The 16,516-nt window shown below is 66.5% G+C and carries 16 protein-coding genes; 12 read left to right on the top strand and 4 right to left on the bottom strand.

The annotated features are described in order from the left end of the window. The first annotated feature begins 56 nt into the window (after nucleotides 1-56). The 12 genes from WFP44_RS01575 (at nucleotide 57) to WFP44_RS01520 (ending at nucleotide 12,145) form a co-directional block, all read left to right on the top strand. A complete protein-coding gene (locus tag WFP44_RS01575; protein ID WP_336924580.1) occupies nucleotides 57-614 on the top strand; it encodes a flagella basal body P-ring formation protein FlgA in 558 nt (185 codons plus the stop codon). A 78-nt stretch (nucleotides 615-692) separates the two neighbouring features. Next, on the top strand, nucleotides 693-986 hold the full coding sequence (locus tag WFP44_RS01570; RefSeq protein WP_336924579.1) for a flagellar biosynthesis anti-sigma factor FlgM: 294 nt from the start codon (nucleotides 693-695) through the stop codon (nucleotides 984-986). Continuing rightward, nucleotides 986-1,321, top strand: a complete 336-nt coding sequence (locus tag WFP44_RS01565) for a flagellar protein FlgN (protein ID WP_336924578.1) — start codon at nucleotides 986-988, stop codon at nucleotides 1,319-1,321. Before WFP44_RS01570 ends, WFP44_RS01565 begins: the two co-directional genes overlap by 1 nt. A gap of 81 nt (nucleotides 1,322-1,402) precedes the next feature. Then, on the top strand, nucleotides 1,403-2,272 hold the full coding sequence (locus WFP44_RS01560; RefSeq protein ID WP_336924577.1) for a transglycosylase SLT domain-containing protein: 870 nt from the start codon (nucleotides 1,403-1,405) through the stop codon (nucleotides 2,270-2,272). A gap of 18 nt (nucleotides 2,273-2,290) precedes the next feature. Next, nucleotides 2,291-4,393, top strand: coding sequence for a flagellar biosynthesis protein FlhA (locus WFP44_RS01555; protein ID WP_336924576.1), 2,103 nt, complete (start codon nucleotides 2,291-2,293; stop codon nucleotides 4,391-4,393). Further along, complete coding sequence (locus WFP44_RS01550; RefSeq protein WP_336924575.1) at nucleotides 4,390-5,130, top strand: sigma-70 family RNA polymerase sigma factor; 741 nt, start codon at nucleotides 4,390-4,392, stop codon at nucleotides 5,128-5,130. The genes WFP44_RS01555 and WFP44_RS01550 overlap by 4 nt, the downstream gene beginning before the upstream one ends. Before the next feature lie 19 nt (nucleotides 5,131-5,149). Then, nucleotides 5,150-5,755 carry a DUF4402 domain-containing protein gene (locus tag WFP44_RS01545; RefSeq protein WP_336924574.1) on the top strand — a complete coding sequence of 202 codons (606 nt, stop codon included), beginning with the start codon at nucleotides 5,150-5,152 and terminating at the stop codon, nucleotides 5,753-5,755. An 89-nt stretch (nucleotides 5,756-5,844) separates the two neighbouring features. Next, nucleotides 5,845-6,288, top strand: coding sequence for a DUF4402 domain-containing protein (locus WFP44_RS01540; protein WP_336924573.1), 444 nt, complete (start codon nucleotides 5,845-5,847; stop codon nucleotides 6,286-6,288). Between the two features lie 166 nt (nucleotides 6,289-6,454). Beyond that, nucleotides 6,455-6,955: a DUF4402 domain-containing protein gene (locus WFP44_RS01535; RefSeq protein WP_336924572.1), complete on the top strand. Its 501-nt coding sequence runs from the start codon at nucleotides 6,455-6,457 to the stop codon at nucleotides 6,953-6,955. 69 nt (nucleotides 6,956-7,024) lie between these two features. Next, the gene (locus WFP44_RS01530; RefSeq protein ID WP_336924571.1) at nucleotides 7,025-7,558 is read left to right on the top strand and encodes a DUF4402 domain-containing protein; all 534 of its coding nucleotides are present in this window, start codon (nucleotides 7,025-7,027) and stop codon (nucleotides 7,556-7,558) included. 91 nt (nucleotides 7,559-7,649) lie between these two features. Continuing rightward, nucleotides 7,650-8,576, top strand: coding sequence for a hypothetical protein (locus tag WFP44_RS01525; RefSeq protein WP_336924570.1), 927 nt, complete (start codon nucleotides 7,650-7,652; stop codon nucleotides 8,574-8,576). Further along, on the top strand, nucleotides 8,573-12,145 hold the full coding sequence (locus WFP44_RS01520) for a carboxypeptidase-like regulatory domain-containing protein (RefSeq protein ID WP_336924569.1): 3,573 nt from the start codon (nucleotides 8,573-8,575) through the stop codon (nucleotides 12,143-12,145). Before WFP44_RS01525 ends, WFP44_RS01520 begins: the two co-directional genes overlap by 4 nt. On the opposite strand, the gene WFP44_RS01515 is transcribed toward WFP44_RS01520, so the two are convergent. From WFP44_RS01515 to WFP44_RS01500, 4 genes are read right to left on the bottom strand one after another with little or no spacing between them, the layout of a single operon-like run. Next, nucleotides 12,129-13,058: an electron transfer flavoprotein subunit alpha/FixB family protein gene (locus WFP44_RS01515; protein ID WP_336924568.1), complete on the bottom strand. Its 930-nt coding sequence runs from the start codon at nucleotides 13,056-13,058 to the stop codon at nucleotides 12,129-12,131. The genes WFP44_RS01520 and WFP44_RS01515 overlap by 17 nt on opposite strands. Next, nucleotides 13,055-13,804, bottom strand: coding sequence for an electron transfer flavoprotein subunit beta/FixA family protein (locus tag WFP44_RS01510; RefSeq protein WP_336924567.1), 750 nt, complete (start codon nucleotides 13,802-13,804; stop codon nucleotides 13,055-13,057). Before WFP44_RS01510 ends, WFP44_RS01515 begins: the two co-directional genes overlap by 4 nt. Beyond that, entirely contained in the window at nucleotides 13,801-14,649 is an 849-nt protein-coding gene (locus WFP44_RS01505) for an NAD(P)H-dependent flavin oxidoreductase (RefSeq protein ID WP_377923112.1), read from the bottom strand. The genes WFP44_RS01510 and WFP44_RS01505 overlap by 4 nt, the downstream gene beginning before the upstream one ends. Nucleotides 14,650-14,705: 56 nt before the next feature. Continuing rightward, nucleotides 14,706-16,496: an acyl-CoA dehydrogenase C-terminal domain-containing protein gene (locus WFP44_RS01500; RefSeq protein WP_336924565.1), complete on the bottom strand. Its 1,791-nt coding sequence runs from the start codon at nucleotides 16,494-16,496 to the stop codon at nucleotides 14,706-14,708. Nucleotides 16,497-16,516: the final 20 nt, after the last annotated feature.

Raw genomic sequence — 16,516 nt, 5'->3', positions numbered from 1 at the left:
CAGCCCTTGCTTCAAACGGAACAAAGAACATCCGTTTGCCAAAGGAGTCTTCGCCCATGAAGCCGTGTCTTGCCCTGTTGCCGGCCCTGGCCCTCGCCGCACTGCCCTCCGCGCTCGCGGCGCAAGCGGGCGGCTTTGCCGATCCCGGCGCAATCGACGCCGAGATTGCCGCCTTTACCGGTGCGCCGGCGGGCAGCCCCGGCGGTGCACGCCATCCGGTAGACCGCCGCCTGCGCATGGCCGCCTGCCCGCAGCCGCTCGCCCTCGCCTGGCACGGGCGCCGCGCGGACATGGTGCGGGTGGAATGTCCCGCAATTGCCGGGTGGCAGATATTCGTGCCGGTCAACTCCGCGCCTGCTGCCGCAGCCCATGCAGCCGCCCGCCCTGCCCCGGTGGTGGAACGCGGTCAAATCCTGACAGTCGCGGTAGAAGGGCGCGGTTTTTCGGTATCGCAGCAGGCCGAAGCACTGGAAGCCGGCGCGATTGGCGACTGGATCCGCGTGCGCCCCGATGCGCAGCGCGCCGCAAACGGCAGCGCCCGTCCCGCCACCAACCGCGAACCGATCCGCGCCCGGATTACCCATCCGGGCCGCGCCGTGATTCCGGTGGGATGAGAAAAATCCTTAAGGCAACCCTTAAACACCCCTGCGCAGAACCGTCCTTGGCAGGGAAAGGAATATAGGAGCGAGCTTATGGCCCTCTATGACATCAACCGCCTCAACGGCCCCGGCGCTGTGCGCAGCGTGGCGCGCGACCTTGCGGGCGAGAAGCCCGAAGCCAAGCCTGCCATTGCCGCCTCCCCTGCACCCGTGGACAAGGGCGTGGCGGTGGAAACCGCAGGCCGCGTCACCGCCGGCAGCGCGCCGGTCGACAAAGACCGCGTGGCCGAGATCCGCGCCGCGCTGCGCGATGGCAATTACCCGCTGGTGCCCACCCGCATTTCCGATGCGATCATTGCCGCCCGCCTGATGCTGAGCACGAACTGATGAGCGCCACCACTTCTTCGGCACCCCCTTCGCTGGCGGAATCGCTGCGGCAAATGCTTGCCGTTCTGGAAACCGAACGGCAGGCGCTTGCCGCGATGGATGTGGATGCGCTGGTGCTGTGCAGCGGTTCCAAATCGGCTTTGCTGAGCGAACTGGAAGATTGCCGGCCGCCTGCCATTGATGCCGAATGCCGCAGCCTGCTGGAAGCCGCGCGCCACCAGAACGAGGTGAATCGCAAGATCCGCAACCTTCTGGCCGCCAATGTTGCGGCACGGCTCGACGCGCTGACCCGCCAGCCGGGCCTGTATCGCGCACCGCAAGCGCGCATCGCCTGACATTGAAGCGGCCTGCCGCCGCAAAATGGCACGCATCTTGCTGAGTTTCGGGAGAACCAAACCGGCAAGAAGGTGCAACGGATGAGCGATCCGGCCACAACATTGCAGAGCGTGCCAGCGGCCAGACCTGCAGGGACTGGCAATACGCAGGCCGCAATTGCCCGCGCCGCGCGCGCAACGGGCGTCGATTTTTCCTACCTCCTGGCACAGGCACGCGTGGAATCGGGCCTCGATCCGCAGGCCCGCGCGCGCACATCGAGCGCAACCGGACTTTTCCAGTTCATCGACCAGACCTGGCTTTCCACGCTGGACCGGCACGGGGAACGGCTGGGCCTGGGGCATCTGGCCGATGCTATCTCCACTTCGGGAGGCCGTGCGCGGGTGGATGATCCGGCCTTGCGCGGGCAGATCCTGGCGCTGCGCAACGATCCGGAAATCGCCAGCCTGATGGCGGGCGCGCTGGCGGGGGACAACCGCGAAGCGCTGTTGCCGGTGCTGGGGCGCGAACCGGACCATGCCGAGCTTTATCTAGCGCATTTCCTTGGGGCCGAAGGTTCCGCCCGCCTCCTCTCCACACTGGGCCACAGCCCCGACACCCCCGCCGCCGCCATCCTGCCACAGGCCGCGCGCGCCAACCGCGCAATTTTCTTCGAGCAATCCGGCGCGCCCCGATCGGTATCGGGCGTGATGGATGTGGTGCGCGACAAGGTTGACCGGGCGATGGCGCAAGGCGGGGCAATGCCGGAAGGCTATGCCAGCGGTGGCGCGCTGACAGGGCAATGGGCCTCGGCCAGCCTGCCCAATGCCCCGGTGCCGACAGCGCCGCCGCGCCCCTCCATGGCAGCGACGCTGGAAAAGAGCTTCGGCCTGTCGGACGCAAGCGGCCAAGCTCCCGCAGGCCTTGCCCATATCCGCCGGGCCTATGCCCGCCTCTCGGCCTTTGGTCTCTAAGCGAGCGAGCGCGCCTTTATGAAACTGCCCTTCGCCCCCTCCGCGCTGGCCCTGCCTGTCGGCATCATGACCTTGATCGCCATGATGGTGCTGCCCATCCCCACGCTGATGCTGGATGCGTTTTTCGTGTTCAACATCGCGCTGTCGATCGGCATTCTGATGGCGGCGCTGAACGCCAAGAAGCCGCTCGATTTCTCGGTCTTTCCCACCGTCCTCCTGTTCGCCACCTTGCTGCGGCTGGCGCTGAACGTCGCCTCCACCCGCGTAGTGCTGGTCAACGGGCATGAAGGCGAGGCGGCAGCCGGGCAGGTGATCGAGGCCTTTGCCGCCTTCCTTGTGTGCGGGAATTTTGCCGTCGGCCTGTTCGTGTTCGTCATCCTGATGATCATCAACATGGTGGTGATTACCAAGGGCGCGGGCCGGGTGTCCGAAGTGTCGGCGCGCTTCACGCTGGATGCCCTGCCCGGCAAGCAGATGGCGATCGATGCCGATATCGCCGCCGGGCTGATGACCGCCGAAGAAGCCCGCGCCCGCCGCGCCGAAGTGGCGACCGAGGCCGATTTCTACGGCGCGATGGATGGTTCCTCCAAATTCGTGAAGGGTGATGCGATTGCCGCGCTGCTGATCCTGGGCGTCAACATCATTGCCGGATTTGCGCTGGGCATGATTACCCACGGCCTGTCCGCAGGTGAGGCCGCGCAGGTCTATGTCACACTGGCCGTGGGCGATGCGCTGGTGGCGCAGGTGCCCGCGCTGCTGCTGTCGATTGCCGCTGCGGCGATTGTGACCCGCGTGAACGACCAGAGCGATCTGGTGGGGCAGATTTCGCGGCAATTCTCTGCCCCCGGCAGCTGGTTGCCGGTGGCGCTGGTTCTGGGCGCCATCGGGCTGGTGCCCGCCATGCCGCAGATGATCTTCCTGCCCGCCGCGGGGCTTGCCTTCTGGCTCTACCGCGTGCTCAAAAAACATCTGGACACGGCCCCGGTGGTTGATGCCGAACCGGTGGAGCCGGTCGATGCGCAACGCATCGACATTTCCGATGTCAGCGACCAGACACTGGTCACGCTGGAGGTGGGCTTTGGCCTGGTGCATCTGGTGGAGGAGGCCAAGGGCTCCCCCCTCGTCACCCGGATCACCGGGGTGCGCAAGCAATTGTCGCAAACCTTCGGCTTTGTCGTGCCGCAGTTCCGCATCCGGGATTCGCTGGAATTGCCCGCCAATGCCTACCGCATCGTGGTGGGGGGCGTCGAACTGGCGCGGGCCGAGGCGCGGCCCGATTGCATTCTGGCGATCGACACCGGCGAAGTGCGCCCCGGCCACAGCCTGATGGGCGATGCCACGCGCGATCCCAGCTTTGGCTGCCCCGCCTTGTGGCTGCCGCTGGCCGAACGCGACCATGCCATTGCCGAAGGGTTCCTGACGGTGGACGCCGCCACGGTGATCGCCACCCATCTCAACCAATTGCTGCTGGCCCGCGCCGATCAGCTTTTGGGGCCGGAAGAAGTGCGCAGCCTGCTCGACGGCTTGCGCGAAAAGTCGCCCGGATTGGTGGAGGCGGTGCATCCCGATCCGCTGTCGCTGGCGGCGCTGACCCGCCTGCTGCGGCACTTGCTGGCCGACGGGATCAGTCTGGCCCATCCGCTGCCGATCCTGTCCAGCCTCGCCATCGGCCTGCAAACCACGCGCGATTTCGATCCGCTGATCGACCATATCCGCGCCGATCTGGGCGGCTGGCTCGTGGGGCAGATCTGCCCGCCGGATCAGGTGCTGGGCGTGCTCACCCTCGACGCTGCACTGGAAAGCGCGATCATTGGCGGAATGCGCGATCCGGGCACCGGGCAGCCGGTGATCGAGCCCGATTGCGCCCGGATGATTGCCGAACGCGTGAACGCCGCGCTGGCCGCGCAGGCCGATGGCCGCGCGCTGGCGCTGATCGTGCAGCCGCCCGCCCGCCGCGCGCTCGCCAGCCTGCTGCGCCAGCGCGCGCCCCATTGCCTGGTGCTGTCCATTGCCGAACTGCCCCCCACCCAGCCGGTGGACGTGGTGGCGGTTATCGGCGGGCAACAACAGGCCCCGCACGCTCTTCCCGACACCAATGACACGCAAGCGATAGCCGCATGAAGCACGACCATTCCCCCTTTGCCGGCAGGACCGGCTCCGTTTCCGCTGCCTATGGCGCGCAGGATATCGTGGCCGACCGCATCCGCCGGTTCGTGCCGATGGTGAAGAAGGCCGCCTGGCATATCCACGGCACCGGCCGCGAGGGGCTGGAAATCGAGGATCTGGTGCAGGCAGGCTATATCGCGCTCACCGAATGTGCGCGCAACCACACCGGCCCGACCGAGGATGGCTTTGCCGCCTATGCCAAGATCCGCGTGCGCGGGGCGATGTTTGATCTGGTGCGCAGGCAATTGCCCAGCAGCCGCGCCGCCATTCGCCGGCGCCGCGAAATCGACGCGGCGCGCACTTTGCTGCGCCAGCAATTGGGGCGCGAGCCGGGCGATGCAGAGCTGGCTGCGCATCTCGACATCTCGCCCGCCGATCTGGCGGCGGCGGATGCCATGCAAGTCCACCTCGCCCCGCTGGACGAGGCCTATGACGACCATTCCGCCGCCTTCGCCACCGATCTGCCCGATCCCTTTGCCGTCTTGTGCGAACTGGAGGATGCGACCCGGCTCACACGAGCCATGCACGAATTGCCCGAAAGGCTGCAACTGGTGCTGCAGCTCTATTTCGTGGAAGAACTGAACCTTACCGAAATCGCCGAAGTGCTGGAGGTCAGCGTGCCGCGCGTCCACCAGTTAAAGACGCAGGCACTGGTCAAGCTGCGCGACCTGATGCAGGAAGGTGGCGGCTAGGCAATTTCAGGGGACGGCAGTGGGCCTGATCGGGGCGGTGGAAGCGGGTAAGGCAGGAGCAAGCTGCCCCCGTCCACCTGGACGCCTTCTCACCCTGCTGGGACTGCTGGCCGGGCTGGGCCTTCCCGGTTCGATGCCGCTTGCCAACACGCCGCAGGTCTCCATCCTGCCCGAACGCGAATTAAGCTTTGGCACCTTCATGGTGTTTGGCAGCGGCAGCCGCACCGTCAGCGCCACCGGGGCGCTGAGCGATGTAGGGATCATCGCTTTGGAAGGGCGGCCGACCGGGCCCGCGCGCTTCACCATCAGCTATGACCGCGGCAATCAGAGCCGCAACGCGATGGAACTGGAACTCGAAGTCGTGATCAGCGTTCCTCCTCAAGCCCGCATGGGAGGCGTGGAGGCGCGCCTGTCCGCGTTTGAAACCGATCTTCCAGGGGCAATGCGTATTACGCCGGGGCGCCCGTTCCGGCTAATCATAAGCGATTGCCGGACACGCATATGCAGCCGCACTTTTCAGGTGGGAGGGAGACTCGACGTAACGCGCCATTTCGGCGGCGCGCAGCTTGTCCTGCCCATCCCGGTGGATGTCAGCGTCATCGCGATCGACCGGCGCGGGGCATAGCGGCAGCGCTTGCGCTGGGCCTGTGTGCGGGTGGCCCGCCCGCCGTCTTCGCTCAGGATGCCAACGCCTCCGGCACGGCACGCGCGCAGGTGATCCGCCCGATCCGCGCCGCAAGCGTGGCCGACCTGTCCTTTGGCCGGATAGCGCTGGCCGGTGGCGGCGCAGCGGGCGGCATGGTCACGATCGATCCGCGCGGGGGGCCGGGATCCTATAGCGGAGGCGTGCAGCCAGCTTGCGGTGCCGAGCCGGGCTGCCAGCCGCACGCCGCGCGCTTTGCGGTGAGCGGGGAACCGGGCCGCAGCTACCGTGTCATATTGCCCGAAACAGTGGAAGCGCACGGCCAGCGCAGCGCCGCCCGGCTGACGGTGCACGCGCTTACCCTGCACAGCCTGGCGAGCGCCGGAGAGGGCACTGCCCTGCTCGACGCCGAGGGAGAAGGTGCCTTTTCGGTAGGCGGCACACTGACTGTCGTCCGGCACGCTTCACCCGATATTTACCATGCCACCGTGCCGGTGACCGTGACATACGATTGAGGACACGGCCCTAAGAGTATGGGGCAACGCGACTTTTTTCCTCCAGCATCAGCTTTTCATTAACGACTGCGGGATAATACGCAGGCTGACCGAAGGCGGGGCTTAACCATGCCTTGCGGTCCGGGCCCGTTCTTGCGGGAAAAGACAAAGAGACCAGGGGATAATCATGAAGAAGATCGCAATTTTTGCCGCCGCCTCGGCTGCCGTGCTTTCCGTTCCGGCTCTCGCCGCTCCGGGCAACCAGTCCACCGCTGATGGCGCCGCCACCGCCGAAGTCGTCGCTCCGCTGACGCTGACGCATGATGCGGGCGCCACGCTCAACTTCGGCACTTTCGTGCCCGGCACCGTGGGCGGCTCCGTCACCGTTTCGCGTGCGGGCAACGGCACCGCCGGCGGCGATGTGACGCTGATGCCGGGTTCGGTCGAAGCCGCCGACAGCTTCAGCGTGGCCGGTGATGCGGGCCGCCGCTTCTCCATCGTAACCGGTGCCGGCACTGTGTCGTCGGGCAGCAACAGCATGGCCTTCACCACCGATGCACGCGCCAACCACACGCTGGACAGCAGCGGTGCAGCCAGCTTCAATGTGGGCGGCACGCTGACCGTGGGCGCGAACCAGCCGGCCGGCGTGTATACCGGCAGCTATTCGGTAACCGTCACCTACAACTAAGCCCGTTTGGGGGCGCGGTTCTTGGGGATAACATAGCCGCGCCCCCATCCTACGCCTGGGGGTTGATCCATGCCTGACCTGCGCCACCTTAGGCGGGGCTTTGGACTTGCGCTTGCGCTGATCCCGGCCGCCGTCTGCGCCCAGCCGGGCGACAGCGCTACCGCAACGGGCAGCGCGCAAGCCGAAGTGCCCGAACTTGGCCGGTTGGCGCATCTGCGTGACCTGCGTTTTGGTGCATTCATGCAGCCCACGGCGGCGGGCACACTAGTGATCGCGCCGGATGGCACCGCCACCGGAACCGGCCAGATCGCAGCCGGGATGACCATCCCGCAGCCACCCGACGGGCGTGGCCCGGCACTGTTCCGGCTTGACGGGACAGCCAACCGCGCCTTCGTGGCCATTCTGCCGAACCGGATCACGATCTCGAACGGGTCGGCCACGATGCAGGTGCGCAACATCACCACCAATATGCGCAACGGCTCCAACCGTTTCGACGCCAGCGGCATCTTCATGCTGTGGGTGGGCGGCACCTTGCAGGTCGCGGCCAATCAGGCGCCCGGCGAATATTCGGGCGATTTTCAGGTAACTGTGATTTTCCAATAGCCTCCTCTTGCGAGAACCTACGCATTTCCACATAGAAAGGCGGGTTTGTAAGGGGATGTTTACCGTGTTTGTTAACCAAAGGCGCGCTGCCATGCGTTTGCGCCGGATGGCGGCTGCGCTCGCGCCGGCACTGCTGGCACTTCCCGCGCTGGCGCAGGATGCGGATGAGCTGGAAATGCCCGCCCCGCCCGCGCTTGCCGCTGCGCCCGAAGGGGCGGTTGGCGGGATGGGCGACATCAACCTCTATCCCCGCCGCGTGGTGATGGCCGATCGCAGCCGCACCGCCAGCGTGGGCGTCTACAACCGCACGATCAATGCCGGCGAATACGAGATCAGCATTGTCGACATGGTCATGGCGTCCGATGGATCGGTGCACCAGCTCGACAATCTGCCGCCCGGCGTCTCTGTTGAAAGGCTTGCATCGGCCAGCGCGATGCTGCGCTGGTCGCCGCGCCGCGTGGTCTTGCAGGGGAACGAGGCGCAGACGGTGCGCATCATGGCCCGCCCGCCCGCCGATCTGCCCGATGGCGAATACCGTGCGCATTTCATGGCCGTATCCATTCCCGCCGATGTCGATCAGGGCTTCAGCATCGAGGAGGCGGTGAGTGGCGGAAGCGGCGGGCCGAGCAATATCGGCGTCACCATCCGCCCGCGTTTCGGCATCGCCATTCCCGTCATCATGCGGGTGGGTGAGACCACGCTGGAGGTGGGGCTGACAGACCTTGGCCTCGTGCAGACGGCCGATGGCCCCGCCATTTCCGCGACCATCACGCGCAGCGGCACGCGTTCGGCCTTTGGCGATATCGTGGTCACGGTGCCGGGCAGCGATGTGCCGGTGGCAATGGCACGCGGCATCGGGATCTATCCCGAAATCGACGCGCGGCCTGTGCTGCTGGCACTCAACCCGGCGTTCGACCGGGCGCTGCTGCGCCCCGGCACGCGGTTGACGCTCACCTATACCGATGATGACTTTGCGCCCGGCACCGTGCTGGCGCGGCAGGAATTCACCGTGCCGTGACAACGGGCCGCAGGCTCCGCCGGTTTGGCCCCCTTGCCATCGGGTCGGCGCTGGCCGGCGGCGCGGTGCTGGTGGGCGGATCGCTGCTGTGGCTGGGCACGGCCGACACCCCCCCGCCATTACGCGAATGGACCGGCCCGGACGGCGAGGACGTGGCCGCTTTGGGCCGTGAGGTGCTGGCGCGGCGGGCCCAGCCGAACCCAGCACCCGTCATCGCTGCACCGCCGGAACCGGGCGAGGCGCCGGTGCCAGCCGCTTCCCCGTCGCGGCGGGTCAAGGCAGGGCTTGCACACAGCGCCAGCGATCTCGCCCTCGCGCGCGGGCAAGCCGGTATTCTTGGCGCGGCACTGGCGAAGGAAGCCGATCTGCGCGCCGCGGCCGCGCCGCTGCTGGCAGGCGATGCACCGGCGCTTGCCCGGCCCGATGAAGCCGATCTCCCGTCGCCTGCATCCGCGATGGCAGCCTTGCCCGTGGCGGCCGAACCGCCGCTTGCAGCGCCCGCGCAAGCTGCGCCGCCGAATGCTGCGCTGACCAGAGAACCCGCCATGCAGCCTCTCAGCGCGGCGGAGCTGGCGGTGATCGGCGCGTCGCCGGCACAGGCAGGGGAGCTTGCCGTTCCGGCTCCATCGGCGCCATTGGCCCAGCCGCTCGCCCAGGCGCGGCCTCTCGTGGTTACCCCCTTACCGCCGCCGCCTGCGCCCGCCTCGCAACCGGCACAAGCCCCCATTCCCGCGGCCAGCGAAGCCGTAACCGCGCTGGCCGCGCTGCCGGCCCAGCTGCCCGATGCCAGCGCAGCGGCCCCGCCAGCGCCGCGTGCGGCATCCTCTGCCCCCGCGATGGCCCCGACATTGGCGGCCACCCGCACCCCGCCGCGCGGCCTTGCGCCTGGCCAGCCGGTCTTTCCCGCAGCCGAGGGCGCGCCGCTGTTCAGTGCGCAGGACGAACTGATCCTGCAACTGCGCGTGGCAGGCGTGCAGGCGAGCGATACGATCATCGCCTATGGCACGCGCGCGGGCCTCTACCTGCCGCTGGGGGAACTGGCGCAAATCCTCGATCTGGCAATCCGGGTCAGCGACGGGGGGCAATTTGCCGGGGGATGGTTCCTGGCCGAAGACCGGGTGATCGAGATTGACCTCAGGCAAGGTACATTGACGACGGCCGCGGGAACAGTGCGCTTGCCCCCCGGCATGGCGCAGGCGTTCGAAGGCGATCTGTATCTGCGCAGCGATTTCCTTGCCAGCCTGCTGCCGATCGATATTGCGCCCGATTTGCGCGCGCAGGCGGTGCTGCTGACCACGCGCGAGCCTTTCCCCTTTGAAGAGCGGATGCGGCGCGAGGCGCTGCGCGCGCAATTGGGCCAGCGCGGCGGCAACGGCACCCATGCCGACACCTTCCCGCGCGAGGAGACGCCCTGGCGCGCATTGTCGGTGCCGATGGCGAGCATGGAACTGCGCGGCGTGTCCGATTCCGGCAAGGGCACCCGCGCCGAAGGCGATCTGTGGCTGGCGGGCGATGTCGCCTTCATGACCGGGCAGGTGTTCCTGGGCGCGACCACGCGCGACGGGCTAGTGGCGGCGCTGGTGGAACTGGGCCGCCGCGATGCCGATGGCGATCTTCTGGGGCCGCTTGGCGCAACCGAGTTTCAATTGGGCGATGTCGCCACGCCCTCCCTGCCGCTGGGCCTGCGCGGCACGGCAGGGCGCGGCGGCTTCGTCACCAATCTGCCGCTGGAACAGGCATCGGTGTTTGACCGGATCGATCTGCGCGGGGTCTTGCCGGACGGGTTCGAAGTGGAACTCTACCGCAACGACATTCTGCTCGGCTCCACCGCGCGGGCCGTCAACGGGCAATACGAATTCCTTGAGATTCCGGTGGATTACGGCCTCAACATCTTCCGCCTCGTGTTTTACGGCCCGCAGGGCCAGCGGCGCGAGGAAGTCCGCCGCATCAGCGTGGGTGACGGGCGTCTGTCCGCCGGCCAGCTGACGTACAGTTTCGGCATGGTGCAGCGCGGCACCAATCTGCTGGGGGTGGAGGGGCCGGATTTTCGCCCCGGCCTGCGCTATGGCGATTGGCAGGCAACGGGCGAGCTGGCCTATGGTCTCAATTCCGATTTCACCGCCGTGGCCAGCGCTGCGTGGTATCAAGACGGGCTGGATCAGCGCTGGCTCGCCTCCACCGGCCTGCGAAGCGGGATCGGCGCGCTGGCGATCCGGGGCGATGCGGGGCTTTCGGGCGGCGCGGCCAGCGGCATGGCGCACGCGCTGGGCATGGGAATGGGCGGCCCGCTCTTGGGCGGTTCCTTTGCGCTGACGCATTTCGAATATGGCGGCGGCTTTGTGGACGAGGTGCACAGCCTCGACACCGCCGCCATGCGCCGCGCCAGCGAGGTCGATTTCAACACCGCCCTGCAACTGGGCAGCGCAGAGACCGGTGTGCTGCTGCCGCTGTCCGCGCGGCTGCGCAGGGCCGAATATGCCGATGGCCGCACGCGCCTTGCCGCAGGTGTGCGCGGATCGGCACGGCTGAACGGGCTGCTCCTGTCCAGCACGCTCGATTACCTGCGCAATGCCGCGCCGGGCGGAATCGGCTTTTCGCAACTGGTCGGCAATTTCGATCTCGCCAGCATCGGGCGCGGCGACACCCAGCTGCGCGGATCGCTGGGCTATCGCCTGCTGCCCGATGCGGCGCTGGTGCAGGTGGGCGGCAATCTGGCGCACCGGCTTGACCCGCGCACGCTGCTGAGCGCGACGGCGGCCTATGCGATCGAGGCAAAGGATCTTGCGCTGGGCCTGTCCGCCGCGCGATCATTCGACAGGTTCAGCCTGTCGCTGGACGGTCAATACGCGTTTCGCCAGCGCAGCTATGCCGTGGCGCTGCGGCTTGGCCTCAGCTTCGGGCGCGATCCCTTGCGGCGGGAATTCTTTGTCGACCGGCCTGGCCTTGCCACATCAGGCGGGGTGGCGGTGCAGGCCTTTCACGACCGCGATGGCGATGGCGTGTTTTCCCACGGCGACATGGCTTTGCCCGGTGTCGATTTCGCGGTGTTCAACGCTGCGGCCACGACCGACGCAAACGGCACGGCGCGGCTGACCGATCTGGGCCACGGCCAGCGGGTGAGCGTGCAGATCGACCCTGCCACCCTGCCCGATATCGCCATGGCTCCGGCACGGCGGGGCATAGAGATCGTGCCGCGCGCCGGGCGCATCCATGTCGCCGCCTTTCCGGTGGTGGAGTTGAGCGAGGTGGAAGGCACAGTCAGCTTTGTCGGCGGGGAAGGCAATCGCGGCGTGTCGGGCCTGCGGCTGCACTTGCGCGATCCGGCGGGCGAAGTGGCGCACACCGCGCGCACCGAACGCGGCGGCTATTACTTTTTCGAACAGGTGCGCCCCGGCCCCTATGCGTTGATGATCGATCCGGCGCAGGCGGAACGGCTGGGCATTTGCCTTGCCAGCCCGCAAATGCTGCAAGTGCCCGTGCAAGGAACGGTGATCGCCCGCGATCTGGTGGTCACCACCTGCGCGGAAAATCCCGCGCAGGTCGCCGCCAGCTTCACAGCTTCTGAGTGAGTTCCGGTACCGCGGTGAAAAGATCGGCCACAAGGCCATAATCCGCCACCTGGAAAATCGGCGCATCGGGATCCTTGTTGATCGCCACGATCACCTTGGAATCCTTCATCCCCGCCAGATGCTGGATCGCGCCGGAAATACCCAGCGCAATATAGAGTTCGGGCGCGACGATCTTGCCCGTCTGCCCCACCTGGTGATCGTTGCCGATAAAGCCCGCATCCACAGCCGCGCGGCTCGCGCCGATGGCCGCGCCCAATCTGTCGGCCAAAGGCGTGACCAGCGCGGCAAAGGTATCGGCATCCTTCAGCGCCCGCCCCCCGGACACGACCACGCGCGCGCTGGTCAGTTCGGGCCGCTCGCTCTTGGTGGCTTCAAGGCCGACGAAGCTGGAGAGGCCGGCATCCGCAGCCCCGCCAACCGCCTCGACCGCCGCCGAACCACCCTCGGCTGCCGCCTTTTCAAAGGCGGTGGTGCGCACGGTGATGACCAGCTTGGCGTCGCTCGATTCCACTGTGGCAATGGCGTTGCCCGCATAAATGGGCCGCGTAAAAGTCTTTGGCCCTTCGACCGAAAGGATATCGGACACCTGCATCACATCGAGCAGCGCGGCCACGCGCGGGGCGATGTTCTTGCCCGTGCTGGTGGAAGGGGCGAGAAAGGCGTCGTAATTCGCCATCAGGCGCGCCACCAGCGGCGCGACATTTTCCGGCAATTGATGGCTGAGCGCCGCATCGGCGGCGTGCAGCACCTTGGCAACGCCGGCCACCTTCGCCGCCTCGGCGGCCACAGCATCGCTGCCGCCTGCGACCAGCAGGTGCACATCACCGCCCAATTGCACCGCCGCCGTCACCGCTGCCAGCGTTGCGGGGCTGAGCTTGCCGTCATTGTGTTCCGCCAGAACCAGCGCGTTCATGCCACAACTCCCTTTGCCTTCAGCTTCGCCACCAGTTCATCCACCGATGCCACCATCTCGCCCGCCTGCCGCACGGGCGGCTCCACCACCTTCAACGTGGCAAGGCGCGGGGTGATATCGACGCCGTAATCTTCCGGCTTCTTCACCGCGAGCGGCTTGGACTTGGCCTTCATGATATTGGGCAGACTGGCATAACGCGGCTCGTTCAGCCTGAGATCGGTGGTTACCACGGCGGGCAGGGCCAGCTTCACCGTTTCGAGACCGCCATCGACTTCGCGCGTGACGGCCACGTGATCGCCTTCGATGGCGACCGCACTGGCAAAGGTGCCCTGCCCCCGGCCCCACAGCGCGGCGAGCATCTGCCCGGTCTGGTTGCTGTCATCGTCAATCGCCTGCTTGCCCATCACGACAAGACCCGGCGCCTCTTCGTCCACGATGGCTTTCAGCAGCTTGGCAACTGCCAGCGGCTCAACCTCGGCATCGGTTTCGATCAGGATAGCGCGGTCAGCCCCCATGGCGAGCGCGGTGCGCAGCGTTTCCTGTGCCTTGGCGGGGCCGATGGACACGGCCACGATTTCGGTCGCCGCGCCCTTTTCCTTCAGGCGAATGGCTTCTTCGACCGCGATCTCGTCAAACGGGTTCATGCTCATCTTGACGTTGGCAAGATCAACGCCTGACCCGTCCGCCTTGATGCGCGGCTTCAGATTGTAATCGATCACCCGCTTGACAGGCACCAGTATCTTCATGGCTGCAATCCCTTTTGGGCTTCATGGTATTGGTTGATAAGATCGGCGCAGATGGCGGCGGCAGGCCGCACGCCCTGGGTTGCGCCCACGCCGTGCCCGGCGGACCAGATGGTTTTCCATGCCTTCGCCTCGTCCGACAGGGCAAGTTCGCCGTGGCCGGTGCCGGGCAGGCTGGCAGCATCGAGGCTGGGCTTCAGGAAGTTTGCGCCCACGCCTGTTACCGTGTCGGTATAGGCGATGTCAGCGGCCTTCGCCTCTGCCATCATCGCCTTCTGTGCCGCGCTTGCCATGCTCTCCTCCGCGGCGATGAAATGCGATCCGATATAGGCGAAATCCGCCCCCATCATCCGCGCCGCCGCAATGTGGCGGCCATGCGTGATCGCACCTGCCAGCGCAAGCGGGCCATCAAAAAAGGCGCGAATTTCTGCCGTGAGCGCAAAGGGGCTGAGCGTACCGGCATGGCCGCCCGCGCCCGCACATACGGCAATCAGGCCATCCGCCCCCGCGCCGATCGCCTTTTGCGCATGGCGCACCGAAATCACATCGTGCAGCACCATCCCGTCATAGCTGTGCACCGCCTCGACCACATCGGGCACCGCGCCGAGCGAGGTGATGACAAGCGGCACCTTGTGCTTGACCAGCAATGCGAGGTCTTCGCTCACGCGCGGATTGCTCTTGTGCACGATCAGGTTCGCGCCAAAAGGCTTATCCCCCAGCCGCTCGCCCATCTCGCCCAGCCACTGGTCGAGCGTATCGGTCGTGCGCGCGTTCAGCGTCGGGAAGGTGCCGCAAAGCCCGGAGGTCGAGCACGCGACCACAAGGTCAGGGCCCGATACCAGGAACATCGGCGCGGCGATGGCAGGCACCGCCAGCCGCGCGGCAAAATCGGCGGCCTTGGCGCTCAGAACGCCTCCTCCGCCAGCGCCATCATGCTCTTCTTGCCGGCCTTGATCGACAGGAAGTGGGCCGACACCTGCGGCAGCAGCCGTTCGAAGAAGAAGGTCGCGGTGGTGATCTTGGCCTTGTAGAAGTCCTTGTCCTCGCTGCCGAAGGCAAGGCGAAGCCCGGCGATCTGGGCGCTGCGGGCAAAGCAGTATCCCATGGCGACAAGGCCAAACAGGCGCAGATATTCACTCGCCGCCGCGCCCGCTTCCTCCGGATCGGCAAGGCCACGCTGGGCAATGGTGGCGGTGGACAATTGCAATGCCCCAAACGCCTTTTCGAGGCCCTCGATCATCGGCTTCATCGGGCCATCACCCTTATTCGCTTCGATAAAGGCGGAAACGGGGTGGAAGAAGCTGCGCAGCAGGCGGCCGGTATTGGCCCCCAGCTTGCGGCCCACCAGATCCAGCGCCTGAATGCCGTTGGTGCCTTCATAGATCATGGCAATGCGCGCATCGCGGGCATATTGCTCCACGCCGCTGTCCCAGATGTAGCCGTGCCCGCCATAGACCTGCACCGCCAGATTGGCATTCTCATGCCCCAGATCGGTGAACAGCGCCTTCACGATGGGTGTCATCAGCGCCACGAAATCCTCGGCCCGTGCACGCACTTCGGGTTCTTCGCTCAAGCGTTCGGCGTCCAGAGCGCGGGCAACCCATGCGCCCAGCGCGCGGCAGCCTTCGTTGTTGGCGCGCATGATCATCAGCATCCGCCGCACATCGGGGTGGACGATGATCGGATCGGCCGCCTTGTCCGGATATTTCGCGCCCGATAGCGCGCGGCCCTGCAAGCGGTCCTTCGCATACCATGCAGCGGACTGATACGCCGCCTCGCCAATGCCGAGGCCCTGAATGCCGACCGAAAGCCGTTCCGCATTCATCATGGTGAACATCGCGGCCATGCCCTTGTTCACCTCCCCCACCAGCCAGCCGGTGGAATTTTCGAACTGCATCTGGCAGGTGGCGGAGGCTTTCAGCCCCATCTTGTGTTCCAGCGCCGTGCAAAGCACGCCGTTGGATGGGCCGGGCGTGCCATCTTCCTTCGGCAGGAATTTGGGCACCAGAAACATCGAAATGCCGCGCGTTCCGGCAGGCGCATCGGGCAGGCGGGCCAGCACCAGATGCACGATATTCTCGGTCAGGTCATGGTCGCCTGCGGAAATGAAAATCTTCGCGCCAGTGATCTTGTAGGTGCCGTCGTCCTGCGGCTCGGCCTTGGTGCGCAGCATCCCCAGATCGGTGCCGCAATGCGCCTCGGTCAGGCACATCGTGCCCGACCATTGGCCACTGGTCATCTTGGGCAGGTAACGCTGCTTCAATTCGTCGGTGCCGTGCGCTTCCAGCGCCAGCGCGCCGCCATGCGTCAGGCCCGGATAAAGGCCGAAGGACAGATTGGTTGAGCAGGTCATTTCCTCCACCAGCTTGTTCACCCGTTCGGGCAAGCCCTGCCCGCCCCATTCGGGGCTGGCGGCAAGCGCAGACCAGCCGCTTTCGGTGAACTGCCTGTAGGCGTCCTTGAACCCCTTGGGCGTGCGCACCACGCCGTTTTCCAGGTGGCACCCTTCCAGATCGCCCGGCTGGTTGAGCGGCAGCAGCACTTCGCGGCTGAACCGCGCGGCTTCCTCCAGAATGGCACCCGTCAGTTCGCTGTCGAACTCGGACAGGCCGGGCAGATCGCCAAAGCCATCGTCCACCCACAATTCGTCCAGCACGAAACGCATATCGCGCAAGGGAGCGTCATAGACCTGCATTGCTCGTGTCCTCTCTCGCT

The sequence above is a fragment of the Alteraurantiacibacter palmitatis genome, from assembly GCF_037154115.1.
Lineage (GTDB): Bacteria > Pseudomonadota > Alphaproteobacteria > Sphingomonadales > Sphingomonadaceae > Alteraurantiacibacter > Alteraurantiacibacter palmitatis.
This window is presented reverse-complemented; position numbering and strand designations above follow the sequence as displayed.